Genomic DNA, 19,197 nt, shown 5'->3' on the forward strand with positions numbered 1-19,197 from the left:
GATTTCGGTGATCTTGGAAAACTGTAAAACAACTCCGGCTTCACAGCAAGCATCCAGACGCTTCAAACCGGACGGCTCCGGCAGGGGGGGGACTAGGGCAGCACCAGAACTCCGCCGGGCAGGGCCTCCAGCAGGGACGCGTCCAGACTTGCAGCCGAGCTCTGCCGCAGAATCAGCAGCCCGGAGAACCCGGCCTCCACGCGTTCGCGCATCTCATGCAGCCCGCATTGCTCCAGTTCCATCCCGCACGGAAGGTCATCCGGAGGATCTCCGAGAAAGAGCACCCGCAAAGAATCCCCGGCGATGCCGAGGAGGCAGCCCACCGCCTGCAGGAAGGCGTCCGGGCGCACCGGCTTGAGCATGGCCGCGTCCGCCCCGTGCGTGCCCTGCTCCACGCTGACGAGCAGCACCGGCGTCTCCGCCAGCTCTTCGGACTCGCGAAGCTGCCGAATGGCGTCCTCGCCGTCCATGCCGGGCATGAGGAGGTCCATGGTCACAAGATCGGGGTGAACGTCGCCCGCGACTTCAAGGGCTTCACCGCCGTCTCTGGCGCTGAACACCTGATAGCCGGCTCCGGAAAGCAGGCCCACCATGAATTCGCGCATCACGGGGTCGTCGTCCACCACCAGCACGGTCTTGTCCCCGGCGCCTTCGGCCTGCTCCGGCTGATGCCTGTCGGCGGGCGGCAGCAGCACGGTCATGACCGTCCCCCTTCCGGGGCGGGACTCCGCCATGATCCTGCCATCATAATGCTCCACTATCTGCTTGGAGATGGTCAGGCCCAGCCCGGAACCGCCGGCGGCCACGCGAAGAGTGTCACCCTGTTCCGCCTGATGAAACTGGTCGAAAATGCGCTGAAGCTCGCTCTGACTGATACCGATGCCGGTGTCGCGGACCCGTATGACCACGTACCCCAGATCGTCGGTCTCGGCCTCTACGCTCACCGACCCCTTGCGCGTAAATTTGGCGGCGTTGTTCAGCAGGTTGATGAGCACCTGGAGAATCCGGTCCGGGTCCGCGTGGATGGCCGGAATCCCCTCGCTGATCTTCGGAGGGACGAGATCCACGTCGTTCTTGGTCAGGAACTGCCCCGAAACCGCGCTCACGGCACGCCGCACCAGGTCCGGCACCTGAAGCAGCTCGTCGCGCCAGCGCATTCGCCCCGACTCGATGCGTCCCAGGTCGAGCACGTCGTTGATGAGCCGCGTGAGCCGGTCCCCTTCAAGGTGGATCACATCGAGGTTGGAGAGAATGCGCTCGGAGGCCCGCTCCATGGGCAGGTCGCCGTCCGCCATGGGTTTGAAGCTGCGGACGAAGTCCTTGCGGATGAGCTTGGAGAAGCCCAGCAACGAGGTCAGCGGCGTGCGCAGCTCGTGGGAAACCGACGAAAGGAACTGCGACTTGAGCTGGTCCAGCTCCATGAGCCGCTGGTTGGCGAGACGCAACTCGCGCGCCTTGCGCACGAGGTTCTGCGTGCGGTCGCGGATGGTGTCTTCAAGATTCTCGTTGAGCGCGGCGAGCTCATCGCGCGAGCGGCGCTGTTCCGTGATGTCCGCCACGAGGCTCACCGTCTCGCCTGACGGGGTGCGGACCTCGTTGACACGCAGCGTGCGGCCGTCCGCCAGCTCCTGCTCGAATGGGCCCGCGGGATTCCGATGCAGTTCCACCCGCTGCCGCAGCCATTCGCCCGGCCCCTCGCTCATGCCGGTATAGACCCCGGCCATGACGTTGGGCCGCACAACATCCACGAAGTGCGTTCCGGGGACGATATGCTCGGCCTTCTCCAGATCGATTTCGCGGTACTTGGAGTTGCACAGCACGAGCCTGTCGCGGCTGTCGAAGAGGGCGAAGCCTTCCGACATGCTCTCGATGGCTTCCAAGAGCCTGTCGCTGGCCCGGGCCGCCTCGCTCTCCAGTTCGTGCACCAGCCCCTCGATGCGATCGGCCATGCTGTTGAAGCTGCGGGCCAGATGCCCGATTTCGTCCTCGGTGGAACACGGGGCCCGCACCGAGAACTCCCCGCGCCTGAAGCTGTCCGCCGCAAGCGTGAGCGCTGTGATGTTGTCCACGAACGCCCGGCGCAGCACCCGTCCGAGGATGAGGGCCATCAGGAACGCGAGGGCCACGGCGCCCCAGAACTGGTAGCGCAGGCTGCTGATGTGAGAAATGATGCTGGCCCGAACCCGTTTCGCGTCCTCGGACATGAGCTCCACCAGCCGGAGCACCGCGGGCTCCATGGAGTTCGCCTTGGCATCGAGCCGGTCCACACTGAGCCGCAGCCGCTCCGTCATGCGGCTGACCTTCAGGGCCTGCGTGATGAACGACTGCAATGCCTTCCGGGCCAGCTTGCCGCGGGTACTGTCCGGGGTCGAATCCCGAAGGCCGCGCAGCATCTCGATGGCTTCCAGAATGACATTTGCCCGGTGCGAGACATAGAACTTGCCGAGCTTGCGCTCGATGCGGTGGAACTGCCAGAGCTTGTCCGGCTCCTCCAGCGCCCTGACTGCCACCGCCGCCTCCTGAACCGAATTCCGCAACTGCTCCATGAGCGGCTTGCGGCCCTCGCCCAACTTTCGGATCATGCTCACGGACCGGAGGAAGGTCTCCCTGTACTGAGTGGAAGCCGACAGGATCAGCCCGGTATCCGCCAGCACCTGATTGCGCTGGGATTCGCTCAGGTTCTGCGTCAGCTTGCCCCGAAGCCGGTGCGCGGCGGCAGACACCTCGTCGATTTTGTCAAGGCATTTTTGGGCAAAGCGTTCCCGGGACTGCTTCACTCCCAGCTCGGGAGCGTAGAGGAAGAAGTTCTTTTCCGCCTGCCTTGCCTGTTGCAGGGAATTGCCCAGCTCAAGAGACAGCCGCTGAGAGAGCATGCTCTCCTCAACGACGCCTTCCGCATGACGCTGGATGGTGTGCAGCATCATCAGGCCGGATATCGCCATGAAGCCGAGCAGTATCACCATGCAGCCGAGGGCGATGCCCAGCTTCACGGAAACACTGAACCCGTTCCACTTGTTCATTATATGTCGTATCATGCTATGTGCGTCCCGCACGAATCCGGTGCTTTTTCCCCGATCCGCGCGCCTCCGCAGTAGCTGATCATCCACCGAAAATCCAGTCTTTCAGGTCGAAATTGGTCAAAACACCTCGACGCCCAACCACTCACCCCGCACCGCAGGGGCTGCGGCTCCCCGCACGGCAGCGGTCTTGACGCGTCCGGGTCTTGCAATGCGACCTGAGGTGACGTAATTCAGGAGCATCGACACAACGGGAGGGACCGCCCTCCCTTTTCATTATAAGGAGACTCACCCACCATGTGCGGAATCGCCAGTTTTCTCAGCAACAACAGATGGCGTGACGAAATATCCAGCGACTGGCTCGACGCCGTGGCAGACGCCATCGCCCAAGCCGCCGACGGCGACCTTGAACAGGCGCAGCAGCCGCTCGAGACCCTCGCCTCCCGCTTTCAGGACCTCATGTCCTTCGCACTCCACATGGAGCTGGTGGCCAAAGCGGACCGTCTGGCGCTGATGGAGAAGCTCCGGGACGGGATGCGCACCCTGCGCGACCGCGCCGCCCGCAAGCTCGCCGCCGGACCGCGGACCGACGAACTCGAGGCGCTGCTCGAAAAGCTGGAAGATTATCTCTGGCAGGTAAACGAGGAAGTGCTCGCCAACCTCGGGCGCGTGCGCTCCGTGATGCCGGAACCGCTGGCGCAGGACCCCTCCCTGCGTGACAGGCACTATCTGGCGTGGGGCACCGAGCAGGTGCTGGAGAGCATCGACAAGCTGGAAGTGCGCGGGCGCGACTCCGCCGGAATCGCGGTCTCCGTGCTGCTGCCCGCAGGCAGGAATCCCGAGGACGGCCTCACCGACGAAGAGCTCACGGAGCTTTCCGACCGCATCAACATCTGCCACGCCGACACGCGTCAGGTCATCGTGCGCCCCCTCGACGACGGTCGCACCGTCTGCCGCTTCCTCTACAAGGTGGCGCAGCTCGTGGGCCAGCTCGGCGACAACGGTGCCGCGCTGCGCGAATTCATCCGCACCGACAGCCTGCTGTGGAAGATGAGCGAGGGCATGACCGGGCTGAACATCATCGCCCACACCCGCTGGGCCTCCAACGGCATCATCTCCGTCCCCAACTGCCACCCGGTGGACGGGCTGGTGGAAGGCGACGTCTCCACCGGGCTGGAGAAGACCATGTTCGTGCTCAACGGCGACGTGGACAACTACCGCGCCCTCGTGGAACAGAGCGTGGCCGCCAAGGGTGCCGCCATCCCGCAGCACATCAGTACCGACGCCAAGATTCTGCCCGTGCTCTTCCACCTCGACGCCCCCGAGGGCGCCGACGCCGAGAGCCGGTTCCGCAACGTGCTCACCCGCTCCGAAGGCTCGCTGGCGGTGGTCATGCAGGACATGAACCTGCCCGAGTGCCAGTTCCTCGCCCAGAAGGGCAGCGGCCAGAGCTTCTACGTCGGCAGCACCCTCGACGGCTGGGTCGTGGCCTCCGAGGCCTACGGACTGGCCGCGCGCTGCCGCAGCTCCTACCCCATGACCGCCTCCGGGTCCGCCGGGGCCAGCGTAACCCTCTGCGCAGACGATCCCGCGGATTCCGTGCCGCAGGCGCGCCCGCTGGACGACCAGCCCGCCATCGACCTGCAGCCGGAGGTCATCCAGATTTTCTCCCGCGACATCTTCCGGGGCGAATTCAGCCACTACATTGAAAAGGAAGTGCACGAGGCTTCCGACTCCGTGCGGAACACCCTCGTGGGCAAGTACCTGCGCGAGGAGCGCGCCGTGCGCTTTCTGCCCGAAGGGTTCGGCAACGGCCCGGCGCTGGCCAACAGGCTCCAGGACAGAGAGCGCCCCATCAAGCGCATCGTGGCCGTGGGACAGGGAACCGCCGCCGTGGCCGCCATGGGTGTGGCCCAGCTCATGCGCCGCGCCCTGGGCAAGTCCGACATCAAGGTGGAGAGCTACGTGGGCTCCGAGCTCATCGGCTTCATGGCCGGGGAGCGCATGGACGACATGCTGCTGATCCCGGTCTCACAGTCAGGCACCACCACGGACACCAACCGCGTGGTGGACATCTGCCGCGAGGCCGGAGCGTGGGTCAACGCCATCGTCAACCGTCGCAACTCGCCGCTGGTGCGCAAGTCCGACTCGCACATTTACACCTCCAACGGACGCGACGTGGAGATGGCCGTGGCCTCCACCAAGGCCTTCTATTCCCAGATCGCCGCGGGCAAGCTGCTCTCCATGTGGATCGGCGACCAGCTCGGCACCATGAGCGGCGAGATGCTCGCCGACGACATGGACGCCCTCGAGTCCCTGCCCGACAAGATCGACGCGGTCCTCGCCAACAAGGACATCATCACCTCGGTGGCCGAGCAGTACGCGCCCCGCTACCGCTACTGGGCTGTGGTCGGCAACGGCCCCAACCGCATCGCGGCGGAAGAGGTGCGCATCAAGCTCTCGGAGCTGTGCTACAAGTCAATTCCCTGCGACGTCACCGAAGACAAGAAGCACATCGACCTGTCCACCGAGCCGCTGACCATGGTCATGGCCAACGACCTGCCCGAGATGGTCGTCTCCGACACGGTCAAGGAGACCACCATCTTCAAGGCGCACAACGGCCGCCCCCTCGTGGTCTGCACCGACGACGAGGACCGCTTCGACGCCGCCGCCGAGCAGACCCTCAAGACTCCGCGCGTGGGCGGCGGACTCGACTTCGTCCTCGCGACCGTGGTCGGCCACTGGTGGGGCATTGCGGCGGCCAAGGCCATCGACGAGCAGGCCACGCCTTTCCGCGAGGCCCGCATGGTCCTCGGCGACATGATCGAGAACCCCGACACCTGGGACCGAGACAGGCTGCTCACCAGCCTCAACACGGCCCTCGACCGTACCGCCTCCGGCATGACCGATTCGGCCCTGCCCGCACGCGTGGCGGCCTCCATCGCCAATTACATGCTCTGGCTCGCCACCCAGCCCGGCGGCGTCGGCGTCGAGGAAGCGCGGCTCGACACCATCCTCAACGCCCTCAACAAGGCCATCGAGGAGATGACCCGCCCGATCGACACCATCAGGCATCAGGCCAAGACCGTCACTGTGGGCATTTCCCGCCCGAACGGATAGCGGGCCTGTCAGGGGAAATAAGTCAACCCGTTCATGCAAGCCGCTTTCGCCGTCCCGAACAGGAGGACGGCGAGAGCGGCTTTTTTCGTGGGCAAAAGAGAGAGCTTCCGCATGGGATCATGCGCCGGCTTACGGGCCCGAAGCCTGAGGATCGGCTTCTTTCAGCCAGCTAATCGTCTTCGGACGTGAACTGCGACAGGTCCTTGAGGATGGCGTTGCGCTTGGCCTCAACCGCATCGGGGTCGGCCATGATCATGTCGATCTGCCGCGTGTGGGAGATCATGTAGCCGATGATCCGTATCCTTCTGAGGATGCCTTCGGTTTCCAGCCCCTCCACGCGGGCGAAGAGGTTGTCTTCACGCAGCTTCACGCTGAAATCGTACCGCTCGAGAATGCCCGCGATGAACTTCGTCCGCAGGATTCTGCGCTTCAGGTCCGCAGCCCCGCCCTTGAACTGAAAACTCGCATAGCTTTCCGCAGGGCGCTCGCCGACATAGGACTCCGCGCCGCAGAAATGAAAGCCGAACCGCGACTGCAGGGAGCAGTAGCGTCTGGATGCCAGAAAGTAGTTCCGGTTGGCATACTCGGAGCGGGTATCCGAGTTGAGGTTCGGGTTTGCCGTCGCCTCGAAAAGCACCGACATGAACCCCCGCGTATTCACCGGCGGCGGGCCGTCCCACGGGACCGCCATCATGCCCTCCCACAGCGCCCGCATGGGAAGGGACTGCACCTGAGCCATGCTGACGCACGCGTCGGTGCGGTGCTCCACTTCCTCGGCAAAGGCGTCACCGAGGTCCAGCACCCAGAACTGCTTGGGGACATCGCAAATGAGCCGGCGGGCCGCGTTCTGCCGGACCTGACTGCTCATGCTGATGTTGAACATCTCCTGGACGGCCTTCTCATGGCAGAAGCGCATGATGTCGTGAAAGGTCCTGCAATTCCCGGCGCGAAACTCTATGGACTCGGGGTCGAGCAGCCGCAGCCGGATTATGTGCCGCGCCGCGCGCACAAGCGATTTTCGCACCGGGCTCCCCCGCATGAGGTCCCGTCGAACCGTCTTTCGCTTCAGGAGCGCGTCGACCTGTCCGTCATAGACGGCCCCGGTCTCGGCGTCCACGGTGACGGTCTCTTGGTTTTGCAGCTTTTCCAGCACACCACGCAGGCCGAATACCGCAGGAACGCCGAACTCGCGCGCGACGTTGGCGAGGTGTCCGGCAGCGCTCCCCTGCTCGGCCAGCACCGCCACGGCGCGGTTCAGCAAAGACGCCCGCCTCGGCAGCGCGTGCTTCAGAACGAGAACGGCACCCTCAGGGAACGAGAGCGTGTCCGCGTCCTTGAGCACCTTGTACACGAGACCGCTCGCCACACCGGGGGATGCGGTCTCTCCCTCCCGGAAAAGCGGCTCGGGCAGATCCTCATCCACAGAGGGTCCGGTCTGGGTCTCGACTTCCGACAGGGGGCGGCATTGCAGCAGCAAAAGCGTGCCGTCATGGTCGTAAGCCCATTCAATGTCCTGCGGGTGCTTGAAGTGTTTCTCAAGAGCCACCGCCATGCGGGAGACGGCCAGAATCTGCGCCTCGGTGAGGGACGGGGCCCCGGCCTCTTCCGGCTGCAGTTCAAGCCTGCAGGTGCCTTCGCGGGCCAGACAGACGTACCGTTCGACCTTTTCCGCCACCTTGGTGTTTTCAATACGCTCGGGGTCGCGTGAGACCGTGAACTCATCCGTCGGAGTCGAGCCGTCCACAACGGACTTCGGCAGCCCCCACACCGAATAGATTCGCACACGGGTGTCGTTGAAATTCACCGGGCTGGCCGAATAGGCCACGCCGCTGCACTCCGCGTCCACCATGCCCATGAACCCGACGCACATGGGCACGTCCTCGTCGCGGATCCCCCTGCTGGCGCGATAGGCGCACGCCTCCACAGACCACTTGGACGCGATCACTTCACGATAGGCGTCGAGCAGCGATCCGGGGTCGACATTGAGCAGCGAACGATATTGACCGGCAAAGGTGGCGCCTTCGGCATCCTCGCCCACGGCGCTGGAACGAACCGCCATGGCCAGACCGGGCGCGCCTTCCTCCTCCACGGCCGAATAGGCGGCAAGGATCGCCTCCGCGAGGTCTTCGGGCAGCTCGGTGCCGGAGATCAGCTGCATGATTCTGGAGGACGTATACATGGAGTCATACGCGGCTTCCTGAATGCTGCTCTGGATGAGCCGGTCGATTTCCTCCTTGAGGCCCGTATCCATGATGAACCGGCGGTACCCCTCCGCCGTGACCACGAAACCCGGAGAGGTGGGCAGGGACAGCTCCGCGGACGCCTCGCCGAGCATGGCCATCTTGGACCCGCACAGCGGCGTGTGTTCCTGCCGTACTTCGTCCAGCGTGAGGACCAGCGGGCCGCCACGCTCGACTGGCGGCGGAGAGAGGTGGGGGTTGATCTGCTGCTGGATGTCCTTGAAGCGCTCGAAGAGTCTGTCGTACCGCCCGGGAGCCATTTCGTTCAGGTTGGTGACCATTCGGAATATGGAGGCGGAAATCTTGGTGCACAGCGCACGCACATAGTGCATTCCGTACGCCCGGCGGCCTCTGAGGGTCTCCTCCAGCTCGGCGAAGAGTTCGTGTGCTTCGGTGTTGGCGGCCAGCAGCTGCTTGAAGCTGAGAAAGCGGGCCGTGAGCAGGTCTTTGGCATCGTCGGTGCCTGTCGGGCGGGTTCTTCGCAGAAACCCCGGCAGAGACAGCTTTTTCCAGAAACCCATAACACGGCCCGCTTGTTGCTAGTTTAGACTTCCTTCTTCTTCCCGGCCTTCATCTCGAGGCCGAACCCTTCGAACAGGTAGAAGATCGAGTAGCCCCACCACATGGTGTAGACCACATAGAACACCAGTGCGAAGGTGATGATGCCCGCCTCCTCGGAGACGTCGCGAGGCTCGATGCCGTAGTAGTTGTACGCCACCTCCACGGCCCGCTTGATGAGCATCTTGTCAACATACGACCCCGCCGCGAACTGCTTCTGGTGGTCCAGTTCCTTCTTGAGGCTGGTCAGTACGGCCCACCATGTATACATGGCTTCGCGCGGGGCCATGCCGTAGCGCTTCTCGAGCGCGTCCCCGTTGTTGTAGAACATCTCGTCCGCGTCGCGTATGGCCGCGTCGAACAGGGTGGAGAGCGATCCCTGCGCCGCCACCCCGCTCCCGGTCGGCGTCGCGGAGATGCCGTTTGCCGTCAGGACCGCCACCGCGTCATCCGCGAGAGAGGGCTTCTTTTCCAGCAGCGTGACGGAATAGTCCTCGCCGCGGAACTCGAGGGCCCCCTCCTTCACGTCCGGGATGTAGTAGGTCGACCCCTTGGAGATGGAGTTGAACAGGGCATCCGAAGCGTGGAAGGCGTTCGTGCCGCCGAAGTTGTTCGTGAACATGTACCACAGGACGGCCAGGAACACGATGGTCAGCAGCATTCCCTTGTTGAAGGCGCTCTTGTTTCGTATCAGCATGGGTTATTCCTCCCTTAATTCTCGGGCCCGCACCACGAACGTGCCGATGACCCATACGGCGAACGTTCCGATGACCACAAAGAAGGCCCAGTTGCCCAGTGTCGCCAACAGGCCCGCCGTGGACTGCTCGATCTCTATGAGCTTCATGTCGCCGAGCTTTCCGGGCAGTGCGAAGAGGCGGTTCACGAAGCCCGCAAGGATGGCCAGCGCATAGAATCCGCGAATGTAGATTCCGGGGACCAGCTTGGTAGTCAGCGCCCCGATCTGAATGCCGATCAGCGAGCCGAGGAGCATCCCCATGGCCAGCGTGTAGAAGATGAAGCCGTAGATGGCGTACTGGCTGATCGAGGCGAATCCCGCGGTGAAGATGATCTGCAGGATATCGGTGCCAACAGTGGTGAAGGAACTGACGCCGAGGATGTAGACGAACATGGGGAAGGTCAGGAAGCCGCCGCCGACACCCATGATGGCGGCCATGAACCCGACGATGGCGCCGCACACCGCCACGAACCATCCCGAGATCTTCTTTCCGCCGGGGACCAGGTCCTCGTCAAAGGAGATCATCGGCGGGATCGTGGTCTTCTGGAGCTTGGCGGGCAGGCCGCCGCCACCTGAGCCGCCACCGCCGTGCGCGTCCACCCCGCTCCCCATCTTCCGCAGCCGCAGGAAGTCGATGAGCGCATAGGTGCCCAGGAAGCCGAGGAGGACCACGTAAATCACCGAGATGAAGGTGTCCGAGGCAACGGGGTTGGCTTCGTAGATGAGCCGGTTGAGCACCCCGCCGCCGAGAACTCCGGCGCCGGACCCCACAAGGAAGGCCACTGCGAGCGCCACGGAGACGTTGCCCAGCTTCTTGTGCACGGCGGTTCCCATGATGGCCTTGGCGAAAATGTGGAAAAGGTCGGTTCCGACAGCCAGAATCCCCTTGATGCCAGCGCTCATGAGCGCCGGGGTGATTATGAATCCGCCCCCGGCCCCGATGCACCCGGTGATGAGTCCGGCACACACGCCGATGGCGATGGAGACCAGGAAGATTTCCGGTGTGTAGAATGCCGGAGTATAGGCTTTCTTGCCGCCCAGCACGGACGGAAGGTCCATGTCCGCCGCCACTCCGACGGAAACCATGATGATGGGGAGAGCCAGAATGGCCAAGATCACCAGCTTCTTGCGGCTGGTAACGATATTGGTCGACACCTCCAGATCCCATCTGGCGTGCGCCCTGGCCGCCCACTGAAGCGACTCGTAGGCCTGTCTCAATATTCGCATAAACCCTTACCTCTGATTTTATGCCTTGCGGCATGTTTCCGTTTTGCCTCCGGCCCGCCCCGCCTCTCGAGAGCGGGCCTTATTCCGCCCGGCATCTTCGCTGCCGGATTCTTCCCTACTTTCCGAAGTCCCCGCGCACAGTTTTCGCGGCGGCCTCCCGCAACCGGAGGACCAGCTCCTCCAGGTCGCACGGCTTGAGCAGATAGTCGTAAGCGCCGTAGCGCAGACCGTCGCGGGCCGCCGTTTCCGAGCCGTGCCCCGTAAGCATGATGACGGGCAGCCCGGGAACCATTTTCCGAATGATCTGCAAAAGCTCTATGCCATCCATCTCCTCCATCTTGAGATCGAGGACGACCACGTCGAAATCTTCCTTGCGCAGGATCTGTATGGCTTCGGTCCCGCTCTCGGCCGACACGACATCGAAACCGCGTCTGCCCATGCGCTTGGTCAGCACATCGGTGAAGCCGGCCTCGTCGTCGACCAGAAGGACTCTGACGGGTTCGTCATGCATTTCGCTCTCCCCTAATCACCTCTGCGGGAAACGATGCTCTCCGCACGGGACTCCAGAATCTTCTGCTCGTGAAACGCCTTCTTCTCGTAGGCGTCGCGCACCTTGGCCATAAGGTCGTCAATCTCGCAGGGCTTGAGCAGGTAGTCGAAGGCGCCGAGCTTCATGCCCTCGATGGCGCTCTCGACGGTCGCGTGGCCGGTGAGCATCACCACCTCCACGAGCGGCCAGCCGGCCTTGATCTGCTTGAGGACGTCGATTCCATCCATGCCCGGCATCTTGACGTCCAGCACCACGACGTCCGCGTGCTTCCAGACCTCGAGCTCTCTCAGCGCTTCCGGTCCCGAGTTGGCCGTGCGCACCTCGAGGCCGCGCTTGGCGAGTCGCTTGGTCATGGTTTCCACGAAAGCCTGTTCGTCATCGACGAGAAGTACATTCGCGCTCATGGGGCCTCCCTTGTTTTCGTGTTCGACAAGACATCACGCCTTTTCTTCATTACGGGCCGCGTCCGCGACCGCATCCCGGGCCGAGGGGTCGGGCACCGGCAGCTTGATGATGAACGAGGTGCCGAGATCGACGCTGCTGGTGACCCTGATATCTCCGCCCATTTTGTTGATGATGCCGTAGACGATGGAGAGGCCCAGCCCCGTCCCCTTGCCCACGGGCTTGGTGGTGAAAAAGGGGTCGAAGATGCGGTTGAGGTTCGCCCTCGGGATTCCCATGCCGGTGTCGCTTATCACCAGCTCGACCGCCTCTCCGGCGCGACGGGTGCTCAGGGTCAGGTCTCCGCCCTTGCCGTCCATGGCGTCGATGGCGTTGTTCACGAGGTTCAGCACCACCTGCTGCATTTCGGAAGGGCTGGCCGGGATATCCGGGATGTCCTCCCCGAGAATGGTCTTGATATGCACGTTGGCGTACTTTGCCCGCTGCTCCGAGAGCGAGGCGATCTCTTCCACCAGTTCGTTCATGTTCACGCACTTGACGGTCGGGTCGATCTTGCGGGCGAAGGACAACAGCTTGTGCGTGATGTCGCGGCAGCGGGCGCCCTGCGTCCGGATCTGCAACAGCGCGCGCTTGGCTTCGTCCATGTTGTCGTCCACCTCTAGCCCCTCGAGCATCAGGTCCTCGATCCACCCGGCCTCCTCCATCATGATGGCCACCGGGTTGTTTATCTCGTGCGCTATTCCTGCCGCGAGCTCGCCCACGCTCGCCAGCTTTCCGGCCTCGATGACCTGTTCGTTCATCATCTCCTTGGACATGTCCGCCTGTCGGATGCGGGCGACCATGCGCCTGGACAGGATGAAAGCCATGATGGTGATGCCGACACCGCCCAGAAGCAGCACGAGCAGCCCGACCCAGCGGATGGTGTAGAGCTCGGAAAAGGCGTCGGACACATCCTGCTGGTAGATCAGCGTCCACTCGCCGTTCTTGAGCGGGCTGGTGACGAAGATCGTGTTTCGCCCCGTGGAAGGGCGCTCCGTGATGGCCGTGCGCACACGCGGCGTGCTCGACAGGGCGTTGGCGGGTTCGGCCTTCTCCAGTATCTCCCGCACCACCGGCAGCTCGGTTTCCAGGTCGGCCTTGGGCGTGGTCTGAAAGTCGCCGCTCTGATTGACGATGAAGGCCTGCCCGGTCCTGCCCACGCGCATGTCTTCCACAAGGCGGTTGAAATTCACGAAATCCAGCGTCGTCCGCAGAATCCACTCCCTGCCCTCGGATTCGAAGCGTACCGCTATGATGAAATGGGGAACGCCGCGCAGGCCGAGAAAAACGTCCGACACATAGACCCGCCGCTCCATGACCTCACGGAACCACTCGGCGGAGGAGTAGTCGGCGTCCCCGAGCCTGAACGGCCCGGAATAGGCCACGAGACGCCCTTCGGTACTCACCAGCCCCAGATCCACGAAGTCTCCGCCGTGACGACGGACGAGCGCCTCGTGCAGGTGCCTGAGCCGGTTCTCCTCCATGAAGCGGGGCGCCTCCAGCGTGTCGGTGAGCACGCGGACTTCCGCGACCTTTTCGTCCAGATAGTTGTTGATGACCTGCTCGTGCTTCTGGACGATCTCCCGGAGGTGATCGAGCACCTTCTCCTGGTAGGCGGTGGTGAACTGGTACCCGGCCAGCAGGGTTATCGCGATGAGCGGAAGCAGCGAGATAAACACCACGGTGCCTATCATGCTGCGGTACAGGGAGTGATAGTAGTTGCTGTCCATGCCATCACCCCTCTTCGCTGTCGCTGCGGCCGTCGCTTTCCGCAGCATGGCCGATCAGCGCGTCCACCTTGCGGAACAGCCGCTCCGGGTTGCCGTTCTTCTCCACGACGCCCGCCGCGAACCTGACGACCTCCTGCTCTGCGGACTCTTCCTGATACACGTGAAGGACCACCGGAATGTGCGGATAGTCGCTGGAAAGGCGCCGCAGGACCCCCTCCTTGCCCTCGTCGGGGAAATCCGCCGAGAGAATGATGAGGTCCGGCGGCTCAGGGGAGTTCACGGCAGCGAATATCTCGTCGCCGTGCCGCGTTCCGCGCACCTGATAATTTCTCTTGGCCAGTTCGCGCCGAAAGAAATCCCGGACATGCGGATTGCGCTCCACTATGAAAATTCGCTTTGTCGAACCACGCATCCCTTTACTCCTTACCCGCCTCTGGCAAACGTCATGCCAAAGAAAGGAAGGAGTGCTCGACCCTCAAAGACTTTAAATGTAATACTTTTTTCAGTGAGCCGTGTTCAGACTCGGCGGAAGGGGGCGGGGAGCGTGTCAGCTATTTTTCACAATCATAAAAATAGCTGACACTGGGATCATTCGACTTTGGTGGAGGTTTTCAGGCCGTACTTCTCGATCCTCGCGATGAGGGTCGGCCGGGTCATGCCGAGGAGCTTGGCTGCCCGCGTCCGGTTGCCTTCGGTTATTTCCAGAGCTTCGCTGACGATCATACGGCCCGCCCTGTCCATCAGCGATTCAAAGACGTTGTCGCCCGCATTTCTGCTCAGGGCGCTGCGGATGGCCTGACGGAAATAGCGCTCGCTTTTCTCCGGCGCATCGACCTGTCCGCCCTGAAGTCCGGCACCCACCGCATGGGCCAGCTCATCCCGACTCAGGGCGGCCCCCCGGTTGAATATGAGCGCCTTCTGCAGGACATTGGAAAGCTCGCGCACATTGCCGGGCCACTGGTGTGCCCGCAGAAACGCGTAGCCCTCCTCGGAAACGCCCGGATTGGGCAGGTCCATTTCCGCGGAGAGCCGGTTCATGAAGTAATCCGTCAGCGGCGCGACATCCTCACCCCTGTCGCGCAGTGGCGGCAGCTCGATGGTGACCACCTTCAGACGATAGTACAGGTCCTCACGGAATCGCCCGTCCCTGACGGCTTGCTCCAGATCGCGATTGGTGGCGGCAATGATCCGCACGTCAACGTCGATAGGCCGTGCCCCGCCGAGCCTCTCAACCTTCTTCTCCTGCAGCAGACGCAGGATCTTGGCCTGCACGCTCAGGGGCATGTCACCAATCTCATCCAGAAAAACCGTCCCCCCGTCGGCCTGCTCGATCTTCCCGACCCGACGCGAGTTGGCCCCGGTGAAGGCCCCTTGCTCGAACCCGAAAAGTTCGGACTCCAAAAGCGTATCCGGGATGGCAACGCAGTTGATGATCAGGAAGGGCTTGCTGCAACGCTCGCTGTGCTGATAGACGGCCCGGGCCACCAGCTCCTTGCCCGTGCCGGACTCGCCGCGAATCAGTACCAGCGCGTCCGTCGGCGCGGAGCGGCCTATGGCCTTGTAGACGCTGTTCATTGCCCTGCTGTTGCCGATCAGCGATCCCGCCGGGGCCTCGGTGGGCTCACCGCCCATCTCCACATGCTCGCGCGCGAGCCTGCCCACCTCCAGAGCCTGCTCGATGAGTCCGAGCATTTCGGGAATGTCGAAGGGCTTGAGAATGTAGTCGAAGGCCCCCATCTTCGTGGCCTGAATCGCCGTGTCCGTGGTGCCGTAGGCGGTCATGATGATGACAGGCACGCGCTGGTCGTGCTCGCGGATGAGGCGGAACGCCTCCAGCCCGTCCATGCCCGGCATGCGAACATCCATGATCACCAGATCGGGCATCTCCTCCCGAGCCTTCTGCACGCCGCTCTCGCCCGTGGAGGCGGTCCGCACGGAATACCCCTCCTGATCAAGCAGCCTGCCGAAGCTGTTGCGAAGCTGGGAGTCGTCGTCGACGATCAGGATCGAAGCCATTCGCGGGCCTCCTTCAGAGGGAGCGCAATCACGAAGGACGCGCCCCGGTTGCTCGGACGAAGATGAAGCCAGCCCCCATGCTCCACCACTATCCTGTTGGCGATGGAAAGCCCCAGGCCGGTCCCCTCCTCCTTGGTGGAATAAAACGGCTTGAAGATGTGGTCACGCTGCGACGCCGGAATGCCCGGGCCGTCGTCAGAGACCTTGAGCACGACCATCGCCCCCTGCTCACCGAAAATGCCCACCTCTTCCGTAATCGTGATCCGCCCGCCGTCCACCATCGCATCGCAGGCGTTCATGATAAGGTTCACCAGAACCTCCTTGAGCTGCTCGGGGTCGGCCACGACTTCCGGCAGCGCGCTCTTGCGGACCACCCGCACCTCCACCCCGCACGACTCGAGCCTGTGCCGCAGGAGCTGCAACGTATTGTCCACCAGTTCAGAAGGGGAAATATTCTGCATCTTGAGCTTCGGAGGCCGAGAAAATTCGAGAAAGTTGTGGATGATGGTGTCCAGGTGCCGGATTTCCTCGGAGATAACCTCGAAGTCCTCCTGTTGAACCGGAGACAACTCCAGACTGCGCTCAAGAGAAAAAAGCCGCATCTTGACCGAGGTGAGCGGGTTGCGAACCGAATGGGCGACCCCAGCGGCGAGCTTCCCCACCATGGCCATCTTCTCGGCCTGCACGATCTGCTCCCGGCTCTGCTGCAGCATGACATTGGCCTGATCCACATCCTCAAGCAGGCCGCTGACCCGCTCCGAAAGCACCCCGATCTCGCCGGTCAGCCCCTTCATGGTCGCGGCATCGCCATGCGCCAGTTTTTTGATAGGATCAAGAATCCGCTTGAAAAGCAGGAACCCGAGCCAGAAAGCCACCAATATCGCCACCGGGATGGCAAAAAGCGACAGCCCTGCAAGTATCTGCGCCTTCTGCCTGTAAGACTCACCGCTTTCACGAAGATTCTCTTCATGGATACGCTTGTACTTTTCGCAAAGCTCATAGATTTCCATAAAATGCTTGCGAACTTCCCAATGCAGCTGCTGACCCTGCCGACGCTCCTCCTTGCGATACAACTCCACCACCCTGTTCCGGGAAGCAGCGAAACGCAGATAACTCGACTCGATCCTGTTCAATAATTCCCGACTGCCCGGAACCGAAGCAAGATCACGCGCCTTGGCCAGCCAGTTCTCGAACGCGGCAACATGCCTTCCAAGCTCGGAAAGCCAGGAATCATCCCCGGTAAGGAAATAATAGGTAACGTACCCTTTCTGGATCACCAGCTCGCTTTCCAGCCCCTGCGCAGCGACAAGCGCAGCAATGTCCCTGTCTTCAATACGCTTGAAAAGTTTCTGGGTTTCATTGATGTACCAAAACGTATACCCGCCGCCGACAATGGTCACCGTCGTCAGCACTACAAGCAATATCCTGAGCTTCGCCCCCAAACTCACCGATTTGGGTCTACGGATAAAATCTTCCATGGATACACCTCTTACCCAATTCCTGATACATACAATGAAAGCAAGAGTCGACCCGGAATCACCCGCAGGAGCCTCCGGCGGGCAGGGGCGCGGAAAAGAAACGTGAAGGCCGCTTAGTTACGTTATTTTAGACGTTTGAAGGTCGCATCCTTTACACGGAAGCCGTGTTTAGCACGACTGAAGACACGGGATGGCCACGAAGTTGGGGGGCACTGGTTCTTTGATCTAAAAAGGGCACCATACTTCGAGAATGCCCATTTCGTCACTATGTAACACGATGAATGAGTATTTCTATAAGAAAACATGCCGACTGCGGCATGTTTTCTAGTTTATCGTAACACCATTCACAACTATTTCTCACATTCATAACCTCAACCTGTTGAATTTGGAGCAATAAAGATTTGGAGGGTGTCGTATTTTTTTACGCTTATCGCAAAATGATTCGACAGGTTTGTTAGAGGTGGAATTGGAAAATCAAGCAAAAGCAACTCAGTACGCAAGGCGCGAAATTTGCTTATTTCAATTATCTGCTTTTAACCTTGAGGAGGTCATATGAAGTCCAAGTTAACCCTTTTGGTAATGCTTCTTGGTTTGTTAATTTGTTCTCCTGTCTATGCAGACGTTATAGACATTTTTGTGACGCCCGAGGGTGACGGAGTGCGGGGAAAGGATCGTTATGGATACTTTAGTGGTTGGGAAGACTCCGGTTTCATTTCAGATGAAACCTCATTGGGAGTCTACCACTGGTATGAGGACGGCAGCGGCAGTTACAGGCAAGCGTTCTTACAATTCGGGTTAAATCCCCTTTCTGAGGGAATTGATGACATTACATCAATTTCCTTTAATTATAATCTTCTGCGAACATCAAGTCTTGCCAGAGGCTACGGTGATACCGCTGGTTACCTTTATCATGTCCATGACGCTTCGGCCGCAACAGGACATGCAAGTGACCAGTTGTATGGCGGTGGAACAATAGAAACAATCATGGTAGGGGCGACTACTGGCTGGAGATCTGTGGATGTAACCGAATATGTTCTCAATGACTTGAATCAAGGGTATAATTGGTCAGCATGGGAGTTCAATCGGGACAACTATGCAGGTATGTGGCTTTCAGCTGCAGAGTCACAAAACCCTGCTTTCTTGCGCATTGAAACCACAGCTGAAAATTCTGCCCCTGTTCCCACTCCGGAGCCTTCGGCCTTTATTCTGCTTGGAGCAGGGTTGTTAGGGCTGGCTGTCCTTGCGCGTAAGGGCGAAAAGAGGGCTTAAGGTAGTTAAGCGCTCAAAGCCCATTATGTGTGCTTTTCAAGGACCACTGGGAACCACTTTCCACTTATAAAGATACGAATACGGGCCGGTCAAAATTACAAGCCAGCAGCAGGAGTTGCATAAGCTTTAGTCTTGATCGGCTCCACTCCACATAGTGTTAAACTATGTTTCGAAGCTTCCCCTCCCTACTGAGATGGCTTATTCGGAAATCATTACACTTTATGTAATTTTGCCGACTTTCCTTACGGTTTGTTTCTGTCGTCCAGTTTGTAGGGAAAATAGTAAGCATATTATTAGATACTTATCGCTGACATTCGAGGTGGATCATATCTTGCATTTCCGATGTAGATAACCTTATCTCAAACTGGAGGCAAAGATGGCTAAGTTCTTGTGTCAAAATCTGCTTATATTGTTTTTACTTAGCGTGAGCGCTGCCAGCAGTCATGCTACCATGATTGAGTTGACATGGGATTGTAAAGTCCCCCATCTTAGGGCCAGTTAAGTGTAGAGATTTCCGACCGGTTTTTTGAGGTTGCCCAGAGGGCAGGGGGTCCCCCCTGCCCTCTGGGCTGCAAATTCGATTGGCGTCATGTTGCCGAGAGATTCATGAGGCCGCTCCTCATTGTACTCCCTGACAAACTCCTCGGTGCTTTGGCGGACTTCGCTCAAGCTGTCGAAGATATACAGATCCAATACTTCCTCCCGATATGTCCTGTTGAAGCGCTCGATATATGAGTTCTGTGTCGGCTTGCCCGGCTGGATAAAGTCCAGCTCAACGCCGTGCTCGGCAGCCCACATTTCCATTGCTGTGCTGA

At 60.9% G+C, this 19,197-nt stretch carries 13 protein-coding genes; 2 read left to right on the forward strand and 11 right to left on the reverse strand.

What is annotated here, in order from left to right:
- Positions 1 to 92: 92 nt before the first annotated feature.
- Positions 93 to 3,035: an ATP-binding protein gene (locus tag BR24_RS11995; RefSeq protein ID WP_496541717.1), complete on the reverse strand. Its 2,943-nt coding sequence runs from the start codon at positions 3,033 to 3,035 to the stop codon at positions 93 to 95.
- 279 nt (positions 3,036 to 3,314) lie between these two features.
- Between BR24_RS11995 and BR24_RS12000 the strand changes: the two genes are divergently transcribed.
- Positions 3,315 to 6,137 carry an SIS domain-containing protein gene (locus BR24_RS12000; protein WP_496541718.1) on the forward strand — a complete coding sequence of 941 codons (2,823 nt, stop codon included), beginning with the start codon at positions 3,315 to 3,317 and terminating at the stop codon, positions 6,135 to 6,137.
- Positions 6,138 to 6,306: 169 nt separating this feature from the next.
- On the opposite strand, the gene BR24_RS12005 is transcribed toward BR24_RS12000, so the two are convergent.
- The 9 genes from BR24_RS12005 to BR24_RS12045 all read right to left on the reverse strand — a co-directional run bounded on the left by BR24_RS12005 (position 6,307) and on the right by BR24_RS12045 (position 17,047).
- Positions 6,307 to 8,898, reverse strand: a complete 2,592-nt coding sequence (locus BR24_RS12005) for a PEP/pyruvate-binding domain-containing protein (RefSeq protein ID WP_496541719.1) — start codon at positions 8,896 to 8,898, stop codon at positions 6,307 to 6,309.
- A 23-nt stretch (positions 8,899 to 8,921) separates the two neighbouring features.
- A complete protein-coding gene (locus BR24_RS12010) occupies positions 8,922 to 9,632 on the reverse strand; it encodes a hypothetical protein (RefSeq protein WP_496541720.1) in 711 nt (236 codons plus the stop codon).
- A 3-nt stretch (positions 9,633 to 9,635) separates the two neighbouring features.
- On the reverse strand, positions 9,636 to 10,898 hold the full coding sequence (locus tag BR24_RS12015; RefSeq protein ID WP_496541721.1) for a sulfite exporter TauE/SafE family protein: 1,263 nt from the start codon (positions 10,896 to 10,898) through the stop codon (positions 9,636 to 9,638).
- Positions 10,899 to 11,013: 115 nt separating this feature from the next.
- Positions 11,014 to 11,409, reverse strand: coding sequence for a response regulator (locus BR24_RS12020; protein WP_496541722.1), 396 nt, complete (start codon positions 11,407 to 11,409; stop codon positions 11,014 to 11,016).
- Positions 11,410 to 11,420: 11 nt separating this feature from the next.
- The gene (locus tag BR24_RS12025; protein WP_496541723.1) at positions 11,421 to 11,852 is read right to left on the reverse strand and encodes a response regulator; all 432 of its coding nucleotides are present in this window, start codon (positions 11,850 to 11,852) and stop codon (positions 11,421 to 11,423) included.
- Between the two features lie 33 nt (positions 11,853 to 11,885).
- On the reverse strand, positions 11,886 to 13,619 hold the full coding sequence (locus BR24_RS12030; protein ID WP_496541724.1) for a sensor histidine kinase: 1,734 nt from the start codon (positions 13,617 to 13,619) through the stop codon (positions 11,886 to 11,888).
- Between the two features lie 4 nt (positions 13,620 to 13,623).
- On the reverse strand, positions 13,624 to 14,031 hold the full coding sequence (locus BR24_RS12035; protein WP_496541725.1) for a response regulator: 408 nt from the start codon (positions 14,029 to 14,031) through the stop codon (positions 13,624 to 13,626).
- Between the two features lie 176 nt (positions 14,032 to 14,207).
- Positions 14,208 to 15,635, reverse strand: a complete 1,428-nt coding sequence (locus BR24_RS12040; protein ID WP_496541726.1) for a sigma-54-dependent transcriptional regulator — start codon at positions 15,633 to 15,635, stop codon at positions 14,208 to 14,210.
- Positions 15,620 to 17,047 (reverse strand): sensor histidine kinase, encoded by a 1,428-nt coding sequence (locus tag BR24_RS12045; RefSeq protein ID WP_496541727.1) that lies wholly within the window; start codon positions 17,045 to 17,047, stop codon positions 15,620 to 15,622. The genes BR24_RS12040 and BR24_RS12045 overlap by 16 nt, the downstream gene beginning before the upstream one ends.
- Positions 17,048 to 17,665: 618 nt before the next feature.
- Between BR24_RS12045 and BR24_RS12050 the strand changes: the two genes are divergently transcribed.
- A complete protein-coding gene (locus BR24_RS12050) occupies positions 17,666 to 18,382 on the forward strand; it encodes a PEP-CTERM sorting domain-containing protein (RefSeq protein WP_496541728.1) in 717 nt (238 codons plus the stop codon).
- Between the two features lie 498 nt (positions 18,383 to 18,880).
- Here BR24_RS12050 and BR24_RS12055 read toward each other — a convergent pair.
- Positions 18,881 to 19,197, reverse strand: a 317-nt coding sequence (locus BR24_RS12055) for an integrase core domain-containing protein (RefSeq protein ID WP_496539554.1), incomplete at its 5' end; no start/stop codon positions are given.

This window comes from Pseudodesulfovibrio halophilus DSM 5663 (assembly GCF_059568665.1).